We start from the raw sequence: 15,739 nt of genomic DNA, 5'->3' as shown, positions 1-15,739 counted from the left end.
GAAGAGAGTTTACAGGCTGCCTGGACGAAGGAAATCAGTAAGCAGCCCGATATTTGCCCTCTTCTTTGTCTTCTAACATATTCAGGTAAGACGCGTAGCGCGATTCGCTGATGAAATACTCTTCTACAGCTTTGCGTACGGCACATCCTGGTTCGTGGCGATGGGTGCAGTTGTTGTATTTGCAGTCGGCAGACGTCTCGAATATCTCAGGAAAATAGTGCCCGATTTCCTCCTCTTCCATATCGAACGTGCCGAAACCTTTGATGCCCGGTGTGTCGATGATATAGCCGTCACCCTCTACAGGAAACATTTCGGAGAACGTGGTAGTGTGCATTCCCTTGTTGTGGTAAGAGGAGATTTCGCCGGTTTTGGCTTCTATTCCCGGCAGTATGGCGTTGATAAGTGTGGATTTGCCTACTCCCGAATGACCGGAGAATAGGGTGATGTTGCCTTCTAAGGATTTTCTGACGGCTTCGATTCCGTCGCCGTTTTTGGCGGACACCTTGAAGCAGGGATAGCCGATATGGGTATATAGGCTGACAAGCGCGTCCAGGTAGCGCAGTTCGTCTTCGTCGTAAACGTCTACCTTATTGAATATCAGTTTGACGGGTACCCGGTAAGCCTCTGCCGATGCGAGAAAACGGTCGATGAAGGTGGTGGACGTTTCGGGATAGTTGACGGTGACCACCAGCATACACTGGTCGAGGTTGGCGGCAAGGATGTGCGATTGTTTGGAAAGATTGGAAGAACGGCGGATGATGTAGTTCTTCCTGTCTTCTATTTCGTTGATGAAAGCAGTGCCTTCCTGGTTGAGTATAATCTGAACACGGTCGCCCACCGCTACCGGGTTGGTACTGCGTATTCCTTTGAGCCGGAAATTCCCTTTGATTTTACATTCGATGAATTGTCCGTCGTCTGTTCTTACCTGATACCAGCTACCTGTGTTTTTGATTACTAATCCTTTCATAAATTGAGAGTTGAGAATTGAGAATTAAAAAATGAGAACGAACCGTCACATAGTAGTATGCTGCATCCTATTTCTCAATTTTTAATTCTCAATTTTCAATTTAAACAGTCATGATTTCTTTGTCTTTTTCCGCCAGCATATCGTCGATTTGCTTGATATACTTATCGTGGATTTTTTGCAGTTTGGCTTCTGCGTTCTTCTGTTCATCTTCTGCCAATCCGTCTTTTACGGCTTTCTTCAGTGCGTCGTTACCGTCGCGGCGGGCGTTGCGTACGCTTACTTTGGCGGTTTCGCCTTCGCTCTTACACTGTTTTGCCAGTTGTTTGCGTCGTTCTTCCGTCAGCGGGGGGATACCGATGCGGATGATTTCGCCGTTGTTTTCGGGCATGATACCGAGGTCGGAGTCGATGATGGCTTTTTCGATGATGCGGAACATACTTTTATCCCAGGGCTTGATGGTGATGCTGCGTGCGTCCGGAGTGGTCACGGCTGCTACGTTGCTGATGGGCACCATGCTTCCGTAAGAGTCTACACGGATTCCGTCCAACAGTCGGGTACTCGCTTTTCCGGCGCGGATATGTGCCAGTGCCTCTTCCAGATACATGATGGCCATATCCATTTTTTCTTGTGCATTGTCAAGACAAGTCTTTACGTCTACCATATTTTTCGATAATTAAAGTTGCTATTTGATTGATTAATGAGCAAAAGTATATTATTTTTTGTTCATCTGCAACAGCATACTCATCTTTTTTACGAGCGACCGGCCGATGATAATCAGCGTAACGGCGGTGATTATCATCAGAATGCCCGCCATCAGCCGGGGCGTGAGTTGCTCATGAAACAGGAGAACGCCGAAGAACAGGGCTGTCACGGGTTCCAATGCGCCGAGGATGGCGGTCGGTGTCGAGCCTATGTAATGGATGGCTAAGGCTGTGCAGACCAACGATACGGAGGTGGGAAGAATGGCGAGTGCCAATACGTCCGCCCAAAGCCACGCAGAGGGGACCATTTGCAGTTGGGTGCAGAAATCCAGGCGGACGATATAGACCGAAAGCCCGAACAGGATGGCGTAGAACGTCAGTTTTGTCGTAGGCAGTTCTTTCAGTGTCGAGCGGTTCACGCCTACTATGTAAATGGCGTAGGAGAGCGACGACAGCAGGACGAGCAGGATGCCGATGGCGGACAACGGTTTTCCGTCGTCTCCCTGATAGAGCAGTGCGATGCCCGAAAGCGCGAGCAGGATGGAGAACACGGTAATGGCGGAAATCTTCTCCTTGAAGCAGACCGCCATAATGACGGCCACCATCACCGGATAGACAAACAGGATGGTCGATGCGATTCCTGCGTCCATGTAGTTGTAGCTCATGAAAAGAAGCAGGGAAGAGAACGAGAACAGCAGTCCCATAATCGCCAGTGGCAGTATGTCGGTTTTCCGGAGGGCGAACGGTTGGTGCTGCATCTTCATCAGTATCCCCAATACGATGACGGCAAAGAAGTATCGGTAGAATAACACCGTGTCCACACTCAGGCCTGCCGCGTAGAGCGGGAGTGCGAAAAGAGGATTCATGCCGTAGCTTGCGGCGGCAATCGCTCCATAGATAAAGCCTTTGGTTTTGCTGTTCATTGTTTTTTCGTTTTCTTTTAAATGGTGTGCAAAAGTATATCGTTCGCCGATGATAAGCAAGCGTTTGCCCGGCAGAGCGTACAATTTAATCTTTCGTATGCGAAGAACTGACGTTCCGCTTGCTAAGGACTAAGGTTGTTTATACTAAAAACTATTCGTCTGACTGTAGTTGAACTTTCGTCTGACTATAGTGTACGTTTCGTCTAACTATAGTCAGACGAAACGTACACTATAGTCAGACGAATAAACTCATGCAATCCGGCCGCTACTTGTATGCAGTCGGAGCAATAGTTCTCAGGCAAGGAAGAGATAGTTCTTAAGGGCGTGGCAGAGAGCCTTATACGACACAAGGCAGAAAACCTCGCCGGGGAGATTTTCTGCCTTGTGTCGTATCGTTCTTTGTAGGGGGAGCCGATTAGTTGTGTACGAGTGTACCTATTTCTTCTCCGTCGATTACTTTTTTGAGGTTGCCTACCGTGTCCATGTCGAAAACGATGATGGGCAGGTTGTTTTCCTTGCACATACAGGTAGCTGTCAGGTCCATTACTTTCAGTCCGCGTTTCAGTACCTCGTCGTATGTGATGTGGTCGAATTTGGTGGCAGTCGGGTCTTTTTCGGGGTCGGCGGTGTAAATGCCGTCTACGCGCGTTCCCTTCAGCATCACGTCGGCTTCGATTTCAATGCCTCTCAGTGAAGAGCCGGTGTCGGTGGTGAAGAAAGGATTGCCCGTGCCGGCGGACATAATGACGATTTCGCCTTTTTCCATGTGTTCGATGGCTTTCCATTTGCTGTAGAATTCTCCGATGGGTTCCATGCGGACGGCTGTCAGTACGCGGGCTTTTACACCGGCGGCTACCAAAGCGGAACTCAGGGCAAGGCTGTTGATAACGGTTGCCAGCATACCCATCTGGTCGCCTTTCACGCGGTCGAAGCCTTTGTTGGCCCCGCTCAGTCCACGGAAGATGTTGCCGCCGCCGATAACGATGCCTATCTGTACACCTTGTTCGTGGATTGCTTTGATTTGCTCCGCATATTCGGCCAGTCTTTTTTCGTCAATGCCGTATTGCTTCTCGCCCATGAGGCTCTCGCCACTGAGTTTCAGTAAGATTCTTTTATACTTAGCCATATCTTATCTTTTTTGATTGTTTGGCGCAAATATAAAGATAATTTGTCAGATAGCCTTAGGGAGATACGATTACTTTTTTCAGTATCCGCTTTCCCTGGAAGGTCTGTACGATTCCTCTCAACGAAAGATAGGCGAGGAAAGCGAGCCATAGCGCGTGATTTCCCAAGAGGGAATGAAAGGCGTGGTAGAGTCCGAAGAAGCCCGCCGATGCGATGAGCATGGAGTAGAGCATTTGGCGGGTGGCGGTGGCGCCGATGAAGATGCCGTCCCACAGGAAAGCCGAAAAGCCTGCCAGGGGGATGGCGAGTGCCCAATAGAAATAGGTGTCCGATGCCTGGATGACGGAAGCGTCGTCGGTCAGCAATCCTAAAAACTCCTTTCCTCCCGCCCCATAGAAGGCGGTGAACAACAGCGACAGTCCGAAGCCCCAATAGAAAAGGTGGCGCACGGTGGCGCGCAGGCCGGTATGGTTTTGCGCGCCGATGTAACGTCCCGCCAGTGCTTCGCCGGCGTAGGCAAAGCCGTCCATGATGTAGGAGAAAAGGGTGAAGAGTTGCATCAGCAAAGTGTTGACTGCCAATACCACTTCCCCCTGCGCCGCTCCCGAAGAGGTGAAGAACAGCGTCACTGCAACCAGGCAAAGCGTGCGGAAGAAGATGTCGCGGTTCACCCGGAAGAAGCGCGACATCGCTTGCTTCTGCCATACCTCCTTCCACGCGACGGGCGGCCGGTGGGGATTGTAGCGGCGTATGTATAGCAGCACGGCGATGAAGAGGCCTGCATATTGGGCGATAAGGGTTCCCGTGGCGACGCCTGCCACCTTCATCTCCAACAGATAGACAAAGCAAAGGCTGGCGGCGATATTGACAAGGTTCTGCGCAATGGCGATGTACATCGGGAAACGCGAGTTCTGCATCCCGATAAACCATCCCGAAAACCCGTAAAGAGCCAATGTGGCGGGAGCGCCCCAGATGCAGATGTGGAAGTAGGCGGTTGCCAATTGTTCGATTTCGGGTGTGGTCTCTATCCACGTGAATGCCAGTTTCAGAATCGGATGCCGGAGTAGCAGCAGGCAACAGGCTATCGACAGCCCGATTCCGACGGAGCGTATCAGCAGGCGCGTGCTTTCGCCGGGGTCGTGCTGCCCGTAGGCTTGCGAAGTCATGCCGCTTGTCCCCATGCGCAGGAACCCGAAAATCCAGTAGATGATGTTGAACAGCATTCCGCCCACGGCAATGGCACCGATATAGGCCGGCGAGCCGAGGTGGCCGACGATGGTGACGTCAATCAGCCCTAATAGCGGGACGGTAATATTGGATACAATCGACGGTATGGCAATCTGTAAAATCCGTCTGTTGACGGACGTTTGTTTTTTATCTTTCATTTTACGAAAACACTTTTATCGGACGGGTTGTTCTTTTTGTGTGCAAAGGTACGTTTTTTATTTTTTTATTGTATCTTTGCGTGTCGCCAACTAAGTAGCAAATATTGGATTATGAGAACCTTAACTATCTTCTTTTTATTGTTTTCCGCCTTGCCGACGGCGTTGAACGCACAATCGGCGGGCGAGATGTTGCGGAAAGTCGCCGCCGCTATCGAAGCCGGACAGAACGGACAGGCTGTGAGTTATTTCCGGCAGACAATCCGCCTGGATATAGACCGCACAGAGATGTTCTATTGGACAAGTGTTGACAAAAACAGTGAAATCAGCACGAAGTTGGCAAACGAACTGGCGGTTGCCTATAGGAAGAAGCGGAATTATGACAAGGGCTATCTGTTCTACAAAGAGTTGCTTCAAAGGGAGCCCGGCAATGTAGGCTATCTGGAATCGTGTGCCGAAATGCAGGTCGGACGTGGGCAGGAGAAAGAGGCGTTGCGTCTGTATGAGAAGGTCTTGCAACTGGATGCGGACAATTTGGCAGCCAACATCTTTTTGGGAAACTATTATTACCTGATGGCCGAACGGGAGAAGAAGCTGTTGGAAGCTGACTATCGGAAAATATCATCGCCCACGAAAATGCAGTATGCCCGTTATCGGGACGGACTGTCGAAGGTGTTTGCTACGGGGTATGAAAAGGCACGGAGTTCGTTGCAGAAAGTCGTGTTGCGATTCCCCTCGACGGAAGCCCGGAAGACGCTGGACAAGATATTGGTAATCGAAAAAGAGGTGAACCGTTAGGCGGTTCACCTCTTTTTCGATTATTGTCTGGATGCGTTAATACCTGAACTGTATCGGAGGCTGCTCGTCGCAGCTCAACGAACGAGTATCTGCCGATGTGTATGCTTTGGCTCCGGGAATGAGGGGACTGTAAGACAGTACGTGGCGGATGCGTTTGCGCTGTTGAGGCGTGAACCGGTCCGAATAACAGAAGGCGTAGTCCATGATGTTGTGCGAAATGAACGTATCGCCGGTCTCGCAGTTCGTCCTTGTACACAGGTCGTCGAAGGAGTATTTACTGAAATCTTCGATGCCTTTCATGAGGCTGGTATATTCGGTCATGTTGTAGGTCGGTGTGTCTGTGCAGTAATCGCTGTCTTTGCACAAGTCGGTATTGTCCCCGTCTTCCGAAAAGACATGATGCAGTCCGAGGTAGTGCCCCAATTCGTGTGCGAGCGTGTTGTAGACATCCGAGGTGTTGTAATATGTTTCATCGCCGTTTGTGTAAATATACTTGCTGTTGACAGATACGCAATGGGGATATCCCACCTCGTGGTTTAAATAATAGTTTCCATTGTGCAGACCGTCCAACGGATGCGATGATAAACAGTAAGGCAGATGTGAAATACCTAAAACATTGTCTTCGCTGAATGGATATACGAAAATATTGATGTACACTTTCGGATTCCACAGCATTGCCGTATGGCTCTTGGTTTGTTCGCTTGTTCCGTTCATGAACTGTTCGCAGGACATGGGAATGGGCTCCCATTTGATACGTTCAACGCCCGCTTCCTCCAAAGCAGTGCCGTCCGGCTTTTCCGTAGCCATGACAAATTCGAGGTTCATGTCCTGGCTGGTGTTGTGGATGCTACTTTGGTAGATTTTGTTTCTGTACATCAGGTTGCACACGTTGATGATTTGGGCAAGGCGCCCCTTGTCTACATATTGCATCCTGTTGTCGGCGTCTTTGTAGAGAACGTGGAATATGACGGGCAGTTTGTAGTGGTGCTCGCCGGCTGTGGCGGTAGCGGGCGATTGGGTGATTCGGAGGGTCTTGCTTGTTTTCGTTGCCATGAGGGTGACGGTGGTACTCCTTTCTTTGGAAGTGGTGTTGGCGTGTACGGTTAAAACAAGCTCTTCGTTATTGCTGCCCTCTTGCAGGGTGGGAATACACCAGTTCTGATTGCTGCTGACCCGCCAGGCGGAATTGCACTTTACGGATACCTTTAGGGTAGCCCCTTCCGGACTCACATTGTCGAATGCAGACGGTGAAATCTCTATCGTTGCCGAATCCGAATTCGAGTCGCTGCAACCCGCCAGCACCCATAACAGTGAAAACAGGAGTATTAATTTTGTTTTCATAGATGAAAAAAGTTTATGTATGTAAATATTCCACTTCCTTAAACATATACCCTCTTTTAGTCAGCGTCTCGTCTTCCAGTATCAGCCTGCCGTCGGGCTCTACACATACAATCCGTGCCAGAAACGTTCCGCCGGTATCCTTGTACTGGTGCATTCCCTCTTTTCTGAACAGCGATTCTCCGTAGCGGGCAACAATGGAGGAGGTGTCATTCTTTTGAAGCTGGCAATAGTAGGACTGTATGCGTAACATGATGTTTTTGAGTATCTCGAAAACATCATGCTCCTTGCCTGTGATTTGCCGTAACGAAACGGGATTGGGCGCCTCACTGTAAAACGCCGCCTGATTGATATTGATTCCGACTCCTGCAATGCTTTGATTGATGTTCCGTCCCATTAAGTCGTTCTCTATCAGTATGCCGCATATCTTTTTCTCTTTCCAGTAGATGTCGTTCGGCCATTTGATGGAAACGTCGGGGGTGTAAGTCTCCAGTTCCTCTTTAATGGCTAATGAGACAATCTGCGAAATGAGAAACTGGCGCCGTGCTTCGAGAAAACCGGGAAAGAGCACAAAACTGAAAAGGAGATTTTTGTACGGTTCCGATTCCCACGAGTTCCCGCGTTGTCCCCGTCCGGCGGTTTGAAAGTCGGCGGCTACGGTGGTAAACTCTTCCACCTTTTCCCGGATGCAAAGCGTTTGCAGGTAGCTGTTGGTAGAGTTTGTTTCACTGATGTGAATCAATGGTACCGGAAACGATTCAGGGGAGGGCGTCATATGCTGCACGTAGTTTTTTTGTAAACTTCTTGATTACCTCGTCGTAAGAGTGGTCGATAAGCTCTTTTATCAGTTTGTCGTCCACGTCGCTGTCGAAGCGGACGCTGTTCCAGTATTTTTTGTTGAAGTGATAAGCACCTTCGATGCCCGAATAATGTTCGCGTAGTTCGAGCGCTTTCTCCGGGTCGCATTTCAGGGAGATGCTGACTGCTCCTTCCAAGTCGATAAGGGCAAACATCTTGTCCACGACCTTTATGACAAGCGATACTTCGTCGAAAGGGAAAGACTCTGTTGTCCCCTTTTTGCTTAGGCAGTATTCTCTGGCGGTTTCTACGTTCATACTTGTTCGATTTTTATGTGATGTTTTCGGTATTCTGCTGTGGCGAACTTAAAATAGCGGAGGAAAAAAGGCTTCTTTCATGTGCTCAATCCTGAAACTGTCTTCGTTGCCCACCACCGTGATGATATCGAAACGCACGGGGATGTCAATCTGATACAGTTTCATATACGTATCCGCAGCGCGTACGATACGTCTTATCTTGGGCAAACCGACGGCGTCTTCGGGTGCTGCAAACTGGGTGTTGCTGCGTGTCTTCACTTCCACAATAATCAGCTTTTGGTCTTTTACTGCCACAATGTCCAGTTCGTAATGACCTTTTCTCCAGTTCCGGTCGCGTACGACGTAGCCTTGCCGCTCTAGATAGGCGGCTGCGGCCGCTTCTCCGGCTTTGCCCAATTCGTTATGTTTCGCCATCTTTTTTTCGCAAATTTACTGCTTTTATTCTTTGAATTTACAGAAGTAAAAGTAATTTTGCAAAAGAATATGAGAAAAAGAAGTAAGAAGTGCCTGAAAATGCACGTCGAATGCGCCAAACGTGAACGGCGGATGAGCATTTTGATGAGCGACGAGGAACAACTGATTGTTGACCGTTATCTTGAAAAATACAAGATAACAAACAAGTCACGTTGGCTTCGCGAAACCATTCTCATGTTTATTCACAAGAATATGGAAGAGGATTATCCGACTCTTTTCGGCGAACACGATATGAGGCGGTGAAGATTAAATAAGTAACAATTAAAGATTAAAGGGGTGTGCTGGACGATACTTATTTCATGAAACAGGCTTTGGTAGAGGCGCATAAGGCTGCCGGGCGGGGAGAGGTGCCTGTAGGTGCTGTCGTGGTGTGCAAAGAACGTATCATCGCGCGTGCCCACAACCTCACGGAGACGCTGAATGATGTGACGGCTCACGCCGAAATGCAGGCGATTACTGCCGCTGCCAATGTGCTTGGCGGCAAATACCTCAATGAATGTACTTTGTATGTGACGGTCGAACCCTGTGTGATGTGTGCCGGAGCCATTGCCTGGGCACAAACGGGCAGGATTGTATTTGGCGCGGAAGACGAGAAACGGGGGTATCAGAAATATGCTGCTTCCGCCCTGCATCCGAAAACTGTGGTGGTGAAAGGGGTGCTGGCAGAGGAATGTGCCGCACTGATGAAAGAGTTTTTTGCCGCTAAGCGGAGATAGCGGCCGGCATTATGCTGCCGCATACGCGGCTGTCGGTCACAGCCTTTTGATATCCGCTCTCCTTGCTACTCCTTGACTTCTTCAAAGTCCACATATTCACCGTCGTCTTGCGTGAATATTTTCTTGTGCCTTTTTCCCGATACATTCTCCGAATATATTTCTTCTTCATTCTTTGTTGAATTTCGGGTACTCTGCCTGTAGTCTTGTTGTCCTGTTGCGTTACGTCCGGATTCCGCCTGTCGCGGACGTGACAACGGGCGACCTATTCCGAAAATGGCTCTTAACAGGTATCCGATAGCCGAAAGTCCGAATACGACAATGGCGACAATAAAGATAAGTATAAATAAAAGTAAATGCATCAGCCTATGATTTTTTATATTGTAACTTTGATGTAACTCATAGTACAACAAACGTGCCAAGAGATTGTTTATTTACTTTTTTCCTGTAAAAAGTGAAAGTAAAATATACCATACGATAATGGCTGCAAAACTGCTGATTCCTAAAAAGACGAGGAAAGGAATGCATACAATCAGGAAAATAAAGCTGATTTTATTGTCTCTCCATGACAGGTTTTTAAACTTCAGCGAAAACATGGGTATCTCTGACACCAACAACCATGAGAACAGACAGATAAGGATAAACAGATAGACAGGATGGCAGTTTTCGGAAATCAACAGGTCGTGTGCTCCTGCTACCAAAGAACCCCAGAATAAGGCATTGGCAGGAACGGGTAGTCCGATGAAAGAACTTGTCTGCCGGGTATCGTTGTTGAACTTTGCCAGGCGCAAAGCGGAGAATACGGAAATCAGAAAGGCTGCATAAGGCAGATAGGGAGCTATGAATCCGATGGGGGCGGGGTAGTGCATCTCTTTAAATAGGGAGAAGACAATCAATGAGGGTACGACACCGAAACTTACGTCGTCGGCCAGCGAATCCAGGTCTTTTCCGATGGCGGAATAGGCGTTGAGCGTGCGTGCCAACAGCCCGTCGAAGAAATCGAAAACGGCACTTAGGATAATGAAAAGCAACGCCAATTTGTAGTTTGCTTCAAAAGCCATGACACAGGCAATGCAGCCGGAGAAAAGATTCAGGCAAGTAACTGTATTCGGAATATTCTTTTTGATAACGTTTGTCATTGTTGACGGGATTATTTTAGTTTGGCGATAACTGTTTGGTTGCCGGTCGTTAATTGCCCCATGCTGACGCAAACCTCCGTGCCGATGGGCAAATATACATCCACACGGGAACCGAACTTGATGAATCCCATATGTTCGTCAATGTAACACTCTTCGCCTGCTTCGGCATAGGTCACGATACGGCGCGCCACGGCGCCGGCAATCTGGCGGGTAAGTACTTCCACGCCTTCTGGAGTTTCAATCACTACCGTCGACCGTTCGTTTTCCGTGCTGGCTTTCGGCAACCAGGCTTTCATGAAGTTACCGTTGTGGTGGGCTACTTTCTTCACTGTCCCGTCTACCGGATACCAGTTGGCATGGACATTCACAATGCTCATGAAGATGGAAATCATCAACCGGCGGTCATGGAAATATTCGTTCTCGTCAACCTCTTCGATGACAACGATTTTTCCGTCGGCAGGCGCTACGACTATTTTCTCCGTATCCTGCCCGAAAAAACGGATGGGACAACGGAAGAAATTTACCATCAGCAGATAGACCGTGATACTTACCACAGCTACTATATAGAATGGTATTTTGCAAGTTATCCCCCAGTAAAGGGCAGCATTGATCAATGACAACAGTAAAAAACTTGCCAATAATATATGTGTTCCTTCGCGGTGAATACGTATCTTCTTCAATTTTTTTAGTCGACCCATGAGTGCTGTTTAATGATATTGTCTGCAAAAATATACTTAATTTAAAAAATCAGCAAGTAAATGAGCATAGAAATGCGGATGTTGATAACTTTTTGGGGATTATTTTTGTTTATAATCCGGGAGGTAGTAATTTTAGGCCTTCAAATTAACTACTTATCATTATGCAGGATTTTGTCCATTTACACGTTCATACCCAGTATTCTCTGTTGGATGGCCAGGCAAGTGTAGCCCGTCTGGTCGATAAAGCGATGAAGAATGGGATGAAGGGTATCGCCGTGACCGATCATGGAAATATGTTCGGTATTAAGGAATTTACGAACTATGTCAATAAGAAGAATAGCGGTCCCAAAGGGGAAGTCAAAGACCTGAAGAAACGGATAGCAGGAATCGAATCCGGTGCCATAGCGTGTGAAGACAAGGAAGTGGAGATTGCCGCTTGCAAAGCTAAGATAGCCGAGGCGGAAAATAAACTCTTCAAACCCGTTATCGGTTGTGAGATGTATGTGGCTCGCCGTACGATGGACTTGAAAGAGGGAAAACCCGACCAAAGCGGTTATCACTTGATTGTGTTGGCTAAGAACGAAAAAGGATATCACAACCTTATTAAATTGGTATCGCACGCGTGGACGCGCGGCTATTATATGCGTCCGCGTACAGACCGAAGCGAACTTGAAAAGTATCACGAAGGGCTGATTGTCTGTTCGGCGTGTCTCGGTGGTGAAATTCCGAAACGGATTACTGCCGGGCAGTTTGCGGAAGCGGAAGAAGCCATACAATGGTACAAGAACCTGTTTGGCGATGATTTTTATCTTGAACTTCAGCGCCATAAAGCAACTGTGCCGCGTGCCAATCACGAATGTTATCCGTTGCAAGTCAATGTGAACAAATACCTGATGGAATATGCCCAAAAGTTTGGCGTCAAACTGATTTGTACGAACGACGTCCATTTTGTGGATGAAGAGAACGCCGAAGCGCACGACCGGCTGATTTGTTTGAGCACCGGTAAGGACTTGGATGATCCTACTCGTATGTTGTATACCAAACAGGAATGGATGAAGACGCGCGAAGAGATGAACGAACTCTTTGCCGACGTGCCCGAAGCGCTGAGCAATACATTGGAAATCCTCGACAAAGTAGAATATTACTCCATCGACCATGCTCCCATCATGCCTACTTTCGCTATTCCCGAAGAGTTCGGAACGGAAGAGGGATACAGGGCTAAATATACGGAAAAAGACCTTTACGATGAGTTTACCCAGGACGAACACGGCAACGTGGTGCTGAGTGAGGAGGACGGAAAGGCGAAAATCAAACGTCTGGGTGGTTACGATAAACTGTATCGTATCAAACTGGAGGGAGACTATCTTGCCAAATTGGCTTTCGACGGAGCGAAGCGGATATATGGCGAACCGTTGACCGAAGAGGTTAAGGAACGTATGAATTTTGAATTGTACATCATGAAGACGATGGGTTTCCCCGGATACTTCCTGATTGTGCAGGACTTTATCAATGCAGCCCGCAAGGAACTGGGCGTGTCGGTAGGTCCCGGCCGTGGTTCCGCCGCCGGTTCGGCAGTTGCCTACTGCTTGGGGATTACCAAGATAGACCCTATCCAGTATGACTTGCTGTTCGAGCGTTTCTTGAATCCCGACCGTATTTCATTGCCTGATATTGATGTGGACTTTGACGACGATGGCCGTGGTGAGGTACTCCGGTGGGTGACTAATAAATACGGACAGGAAAAGGTTGCCCATATCATCACCTATGGTACAATGGCTACGAAATTGGCTATTAAAGACGTTGCCCGTGTGCAGAAACTTCCTCTCTCCGAATCCGACCGTTTGGCAAAATTAGTGCCCGACAAGATTCCTGATAAGAAACTGAACCTCCGCAACGCCATCGAATACGTTCCCGAATTGCAGGCAGCGGAAGTCTCTCCCGACCCGTTGGTGCGGGATACGCTCAAATATGCCAAGATGCTTGAGGGGAATGTACGTGGTACGGGTGTACACGCCTGCGGTACGATTATCTGCCGCGACGATATAACCGATTGGGTGCCCGTCAGCACTGCCGACGACAAGGAAACGGGCGAGAAGATGCTCGTCACCCAGTATGAAGGTTCGGTCATAGAGGATACGGGACTGATTAAGATGGACTTCCTCGGGCTGAAAACGTTGTCCATTATTAAAGAAACTGTTGAGAATATCCGTCTGAGCCGCAGCATCGAAGTGGATGTGGACACGATAGATATAAACGACCCCGCTACCTATAAATTATACAGTGACGGTCGTACGATTGGTACATTCCAGTTTGAATCTGCCGGTATGCAGAAGTATTTGCGTGAGTTGCAGCCCTCTACATTCGAAGATTTGATTGCCATGAATGCCCTCTATCGTCCGGGCCCGATGGACTATATTCCTGACTTTATCGACCGTAAGCATGGCCGTAAACCGATTGAGTACGATATCCCAATCATGGAGAAATACCTGAAGGATACCTATGGTATTACGGTTTATCAGGAGCAGGTGATGCTTTTGTCGCGTTTGTTGGCAGACTTTACCCGTGGTGAGTCCGATGCTCTTCGTAAAGCGATGGGTAAGAAGTTGCGCGACAAGTTGGATCACATGAAACCTAAATTTATCGAGGGCGGACGTAAGAACGGACACGACCCGAAAGTCCTCGAAAAGATTTGGACAGACTGGGAGAAGTTTGCGTCTTATGCATTCAATAAATCGCACGCTACCTGCTACTCATGGGTGGCTTATCAGACCGCCTATCTGAAAGCGAACTACCCTTCGGAATATATGGCTGCCGTTATGAGCCGAAGTTTGTCGAATATTACCGATATCACGAAACTGATGGACGAATGCAAGGCAATGGGTATCCAGACACTCGGGCCGGATGTGAATGAGAGTAACCTTAAATTTACCGTCAATCACGATGGTGATATCCGTTTCGGGCTTGGTGCGGTGAAAGGAGTAGGCGAAGCCGCCGTGCAAAGTATCATGGAAGAGCGTGAAAAGAACGGGTCTTTTACCGGAATATTCGATTTTGTGCAACGTGTCAATCTGAACGCCTGCAATAAGAAGAACATGGAGTGTCTTGCATTGGCAGGCGGTTTTGATAGTTTCCCGGAGTTGAAGCGCGAACAATATTTCGCAGTCAACTCCAAAGGAGAGGTATTCCTGGAAACTCTGATGCGTTACGGAAACCGTTATCAGGCAGATAAGATGGCTGCGGTCAACTCTTTGTTTGGCGGTGAGAATGTGATTGATGTGGCAACTCCCGAAATACCTCAGGGTGTGGAACGCTGGAGTGATCTCGACCGTCTGAACAAAGAGCGTGATTTGGTCGGTATTTATCTCTCCGCCCATCCGTTGGATGAATTTGCCATTGTCCTGGATTATGTCTGCAATACCCGTATGACCGAATTGGAAGATAAAGCGGCACTTGCCGGTCGTGAAATAACGATGGGAGGCATTGTGACCAGTGTCCGTCGCGGAATCAGTAAAAACGGAAATCCTTATGGCATAGCCAAGATAGAAGACTATTCCGGCTCTACCGAAATTCCCTTCTGGGGAAATGACTGGGTAACCTATCAGGGATACCTCAACGAAGGTACTTTCCTATACATCAAGGCCCGTTGCCAGGCAAGGCAGTGGCGGCAGGATGAACTGGAATTGAAGATTACCTCTATGGAACTTCTGCCGGACGTAAAGGAAGATTTGGTACGGAAGATAACGATAGTCATCCCATTGTCGGTATTGAACTCCGCCCTTGTCACCGAACTGGCAACATTGACGAAAGACCGTCCGGGAAATACGGAACTTTACTTTAGAGTGACGGACGATGCCGATGTAAACCATATATCGGTCGATTTGATTTCCCGCCCGATAAAACTTTCGGTAGGTCGTGATTTAATTACGTATTTAAAAGACCGTCCCGAACTTGGATTCCATATAAATTGATTATATTTGTGGCGTAAATAACCCGTAAAATAGTTTTTTAACAATTAATACTTGAAGAAAATGGCTTTAGAAATTACAGACAGCAATTACAAGGAACTCCTTGCTGAAGGCAAACCGGTTGTTGTAGACTTTTGGGCTCCGTGGTGTGGCCCCTGCAAAATGGTAGCTCCTATTATTGAAGAGTTGGCTACGGAGTTTGAAGGACAGGTTATCATCGGCAAATGCGATGTGGACGAAAACAGCGACCTGCCCGCCGAATACGGCATCCGTAACATCCCTACCGTATTGTTTTTCAAAAACGGTGAGGTTGTAGACAAACAGGTGGGAGCCGTAGGCAAACCTGTATTTGTAGAAAAAGTGAAGAATTTGCTCTAAGCGGTTGACACTTGATACTAACA

General features: G+C 48.2%; 17 protein-coding genes. 5 read left to right on the top strand and 12 right to left on the bottom strand.

The annotated features are described in order from the left end of the window. Positions 1-34 precede the first annotated feature (34 nt). From rsgA to QZ331_RS03505, 5 genes are all read right to left on the bottom strand, one after another. Positions 35-967 (bottom strand): ribosome small subunit-dependent GTPase A, encoded by a 933-nt coding sequence (gene rsgA / locus QZ331_RS03525; RefSeq protein WP_294628114.1) that lies wholly within the window; start codon positions 965-967, stop codon positions 35-37. 100 nt (positions 968-1,067) lie between these two features. Further along, positions 1,068-1,628, bottom strand: coding sequence for a ribosome recycling factor (gene frr, locus QZ331_RS03520; protein ID WP_294628112.1), 561 nt, complete (start codon positions 1,626-1,628; stop codon positions 1,068-1,070). Positions 1,629-1,679: 51 nt separating this feature from the next. After that, positions 1,680-2,591, bottom strand: coding sequence for a DMT family transporter (locus QZ331_RS03515; RefSeq protein ID WP_294628110.1), 912 nt, complete (start codon positions 2,589-2,591; stop codon positions 1,680-1,682). A gap of 415 nt (positions 2,592-3,006) precedes the next feature. Continuing rightward, the gene (pyrH, locus tag QZ331_RS03510) at positions 3,007-3,717 is read right to left on the bottom strand and encodes a UMP kinase (RefSeq protein WP_294628108.1); all 711 of its coding nucleotides are present in this window, start codon (positions 3,715-3,717) and stop codon (positions 3,007-3,009) included. Between the two features lie 55 nt (positions 3,718-3,772). Then, positions 3,773-5,101 (bottom strand): MATE family efflux transporter, encoded by a 1,329-nt coding sequence (locus QZ331_RS03505; RefSeq protein WP_294628106.1) that lies wholly within the window; start codon positions 5,099-5,101, stop codon positions 3,773-3,775. 111 nt (positions 5,102-5,212) lie between these two features. Here QZ331_RS03505 and QZ331_RS03500 point away from each other — a divergent pair, with 111 nt between their 5' ends. After that, the gene (locus tag QZ331_RS03500) at positions 5,213-5,896 is read left to right on the top strand and encodes a hypothetical protein (protein WP_294628104.1); all 684 of its coding nucleotides are present in this window, start codon (positions 5,213-5,215) and stop codon (positions 5,894-5,896) included. A 36-nt stretch (positions 5,897-5,932) separates the two neighbouring features. Here the strand turns inward: QZ331_RS03500 and QZ331_RS03495 are convergent, their stop codons facing one another. Genes QZ331_RS03495 through QZ331_RS03480 form a run of 4 tightly spaced genes read right to left on the bottom strand, consistent with a single transcriptional unit; the run spans position 5,933 to position 8,763 of the window. Next, on the bottom strand, positions 5,933-7,237 hold the full coding sequence (locus tag QZ331_RS03495) for a zinc-dependent metalloproteinase lipoprotein (protein WP_294628103.1): 1,305 nt from the start codon (positions 7,235-7,237) through the stop codon (positions 5,933-5,935). A gap of 13 nt (positions 7,238-7,250) precedes the next feature. Then, the gene (locus QZ331_RS03490) at positions 7,251-8,009 is read right to left on the bottom strand and encodes a biotin--[acetyl-CoA-carboxylase] ligase (protein WP_294628101.1); all 759 of its coding nucleotides are present in this window, start codon (positions 8,007-8,009) and stop codon (positions 7,251-7,253) included. Further along, a complete protein-coding gene (locus tag QZ331_RS03485) occupies positions 7,993-8,349 on the bottom strand; it encodes an MmcQ/YjbR family DNA-binding protein (RefSeq protein WP_294628099.1) in 357 nt (118 codons plus the stop codon). Before QZ331_RS03485 ends, QZ331_RS03490 begins: the two co-directional genes overlap by 17 nt. 48 nt (positions 8,350-8,397) lie before the next feature. Continuing rightward, positions 8,398-8,763: a YraN family protein gene (locus QZ331_RS03480; RefSeq protein WP_294628097.1), complete on the bottom strand. Its 366-nt coding sequence runs from the start codon at positions 8,761-8,763 to the stop codon at positions 8,398-8,400. Positions 8,764-8,832: 69 nt separating this feature from the next. Here QZ331_RS03480 and QZ331_RS03475 point away from each other — a divergent pair, with 69 nt between their 5' ends. Together QZ331_RS03475 and QZ331_RS03470 are read left to right on the top strand one after the other, a co-directional pair. After that, a complete protein-coding gene (locus QZ331_RS03475) occupies positions 8,833-9,066 on the top strand; it encodes a hypothetical protein (protein ID WP_294628096.1) in 234 nt (77 codons plus the stop codon). A gap of 35 nt (positions 9,067-9,101) precedes the next feature. Beyond that, on the top strand, positions 9,102-9,539 hold the full coding sequence (locus QZ331_RS03470) for a nucleoside deaminase (RefSeq protein ID WP_294628094.1): 438 nt from the start codon (positions 9,102-9,104) through the stop codon (positions 9,537-9,539). A gap of 65 nt (positions 9,540-9,604) precedes the next feature. Here QZ331_RS03470 and QZ331_RS03465 read toward each other — a convergent pair whose 3' ends face one another. The 3 genes from QZ331_RS03465 to QZ331_RS03455 form a co-directional block, all read right to left on the bottom strand. Beyond that, positions 9,605-9,898 (bottom strand): DUF4834 family protein, encoded by a 294-nt coding sequence (locus tag QZ331_RS03465; protein WP_294628093.1) that lies wholly within the window; start codon positions 9,896-9,898, stop codon positions 9,605-9,607. A gap of 72 nt (positions 9,899-9,970) precedes the next feature. Then, complete coding sequence (gene pssA / locus QZ331_RS03460; protein ID WP_294628092.1) at positions 9,971-10,675, bottom strand: CDP-diacylglycerol--serine O-phosphatidyltransferase; 705 nt, start codon at positions 10,673-10,675, stop codon at positions 9,971-9,973. Positions 10,676-10,686: 11 nt separating this feature from the next. Beyond that, on the bottom strand, positions 10,687-11,373 hold the full coding sequence (locus QZ331_RS03455) for a phosphatidylserine decarboxylase family protein (RefSeq protein ID WP_294628090.1): 687 nt from the start codon (positions 11,371-11,373) through the stop codon (positions 10,687-10,689). 161 nt (positions 11,374-11,534) lie between these two features. Between QZ331_RS03455 and dnaE the strand changes: the two genes are divergently transcribed. After that, on the top strand, positions 11,535-15,341 hold the full coding sequence (dnaE, locus tag QZ331_RS03450; RefSeq protein ID WP_294628088.1) for a DNA polymerase III subunit alpha: 3,807 nt from the start codon (positions 11,535-11,537) through the stop codon (positions 15,339-15,341). A 60-nt stretch (positions 15,342-15,401) separates the two neighbouring features. Then, on the top strand, positions 15,402-15,716 hold the full coding sequence (gene trxA, locus QZ331_RS03445; protein WP_294628086.1) for a thioredoxin: 315 nt from the start codon (positions 15,402-15,404) through the stop codon (positions 15,714-15,716). Positions 15,717-15,739 lie beyond the last annotated feature (23 nt).

This window comes from uncultured Bacteroides sp., from assembly GCF_910586915.1.
Taxonomy (GTDB): Bacteria; Bacteroidota; Bacteroidia; order Bacteroidales; family Bacteroidaceae; genus Bacteroides.
The sequence above is the reverse complement of the archived record's forward strand: the minus strand, read 5'-3'. Positions and strand labels throughout refer to the sequence as shown.

Bases quoted from the DNA above. Each gene is read 5' to 3' on its own strand.
- rsgA (WP_294628114.1), bottom strand. From the start codon at position 967: ATGAAAGGATTAGTAATCAAAAACACAGGTAGCTGGTATCAGGTAAGA.
- frr (WP_294628112.1), bottom strand. From the start codon at position 1,628: ATGGTAGACGTAAAGACTTGTCTTGACAATGCACAAGAAAAAATGGAT.
- QZ331_RS03515 (WP_294628110.1), bottom strand. From the start codon at position 2,591: ATGAACAGCAAAACCAAAGGCTTTATCTATGGAGCGATTGCCGCCGCA.
- pyrH (WP_294628108.1), bottom strand. From the start codon at position 3,717: ATGGCTAAGTATAAAAGAATCTTACTGAAACTCAGTGGCGAGAGCCTC.
- QZ331_RS03505 (WP_294628106.1), bottom strand. From the start codon at position 5,101: ATGAAAGATAAAAAACAAACGTCCGTCAACAGACGGATTTTACAGATT.
- QZ331_RS03500 (WP_294628104.1), top strand. From the start codon at position 5,213: ATGAGAACCTTAACTATCTTCTTTTTATTGTTTTCCGCCTTGCCGACG.
- QZ331_RS03495 (WP_294628103.1), bottom strand. From the start codon at position 7,237: ATGAAAACAAAATTAATACTCCTGTTTTCACTGTTATGGGTGCTGGCG.
- QZ331_RS03490 (WP_294628101.1), bottom strand. From the start codon at position 8,009: ATGACGCCCTCCCCTGAATCGTTTCCGGTACCATTGATTCACATCAGT.
- QZ331_RS03485 (WP_294628099.1), bottom strand. From the start codon at position 8,349: ATGAACGTAGAAACCGCCAGAGAATACTGCCTAAGCAAAAAGGGGACA.
- QZ331_RS03480 (WP_294628097.1), bottom strand. From the start codon at position 8,763: ATGGCGAAACATAACGAATTGGGCAAAGCCGGAGAAGCGGCCGCAGCC.
- QZ331_RS03475 (WP_294628096.1), top strand. From the start codon at position 8,833: ATGAGAAAAAGAAGTAAGAAGTGCCTGAAAATGCACGTCGAATGCGCC.
- QZ331_RS03465 (WP_294628093.1), bottom strand. From the start codon at position 9,898: ATGCATTTACTTTTATTTATACTTATCTTTATTGTCGCCATTGTCGTA.
- pssA (WP_294628092.1), bottom strand. From the start codon at position 10,675: ATGACAAACGTTATCAAAAAGAATATTCCGAATACAGTTACTTGCCTG.
- QZ331_RS03455 (WP_294628090.1), bottom strand. From the start codon at position 11,373: ATGGGTCGACTAAAAAAATTGAAGAAGATACGTATTCACCGCGAAGGA.
- dnaE (WP_294628088.1), top strand. From the start codon at position 11,535: ATGCAGGATTTTGTCCATTTACACGTTCATACCCAGTATTCTCTGTTG.
- trxA (WP_294628086.1), top strand. From the start codon at position 15,402: ATGGCTTTAGAAATTACAGACAGCAATTACAAGGAACTCCTTGCTGAA.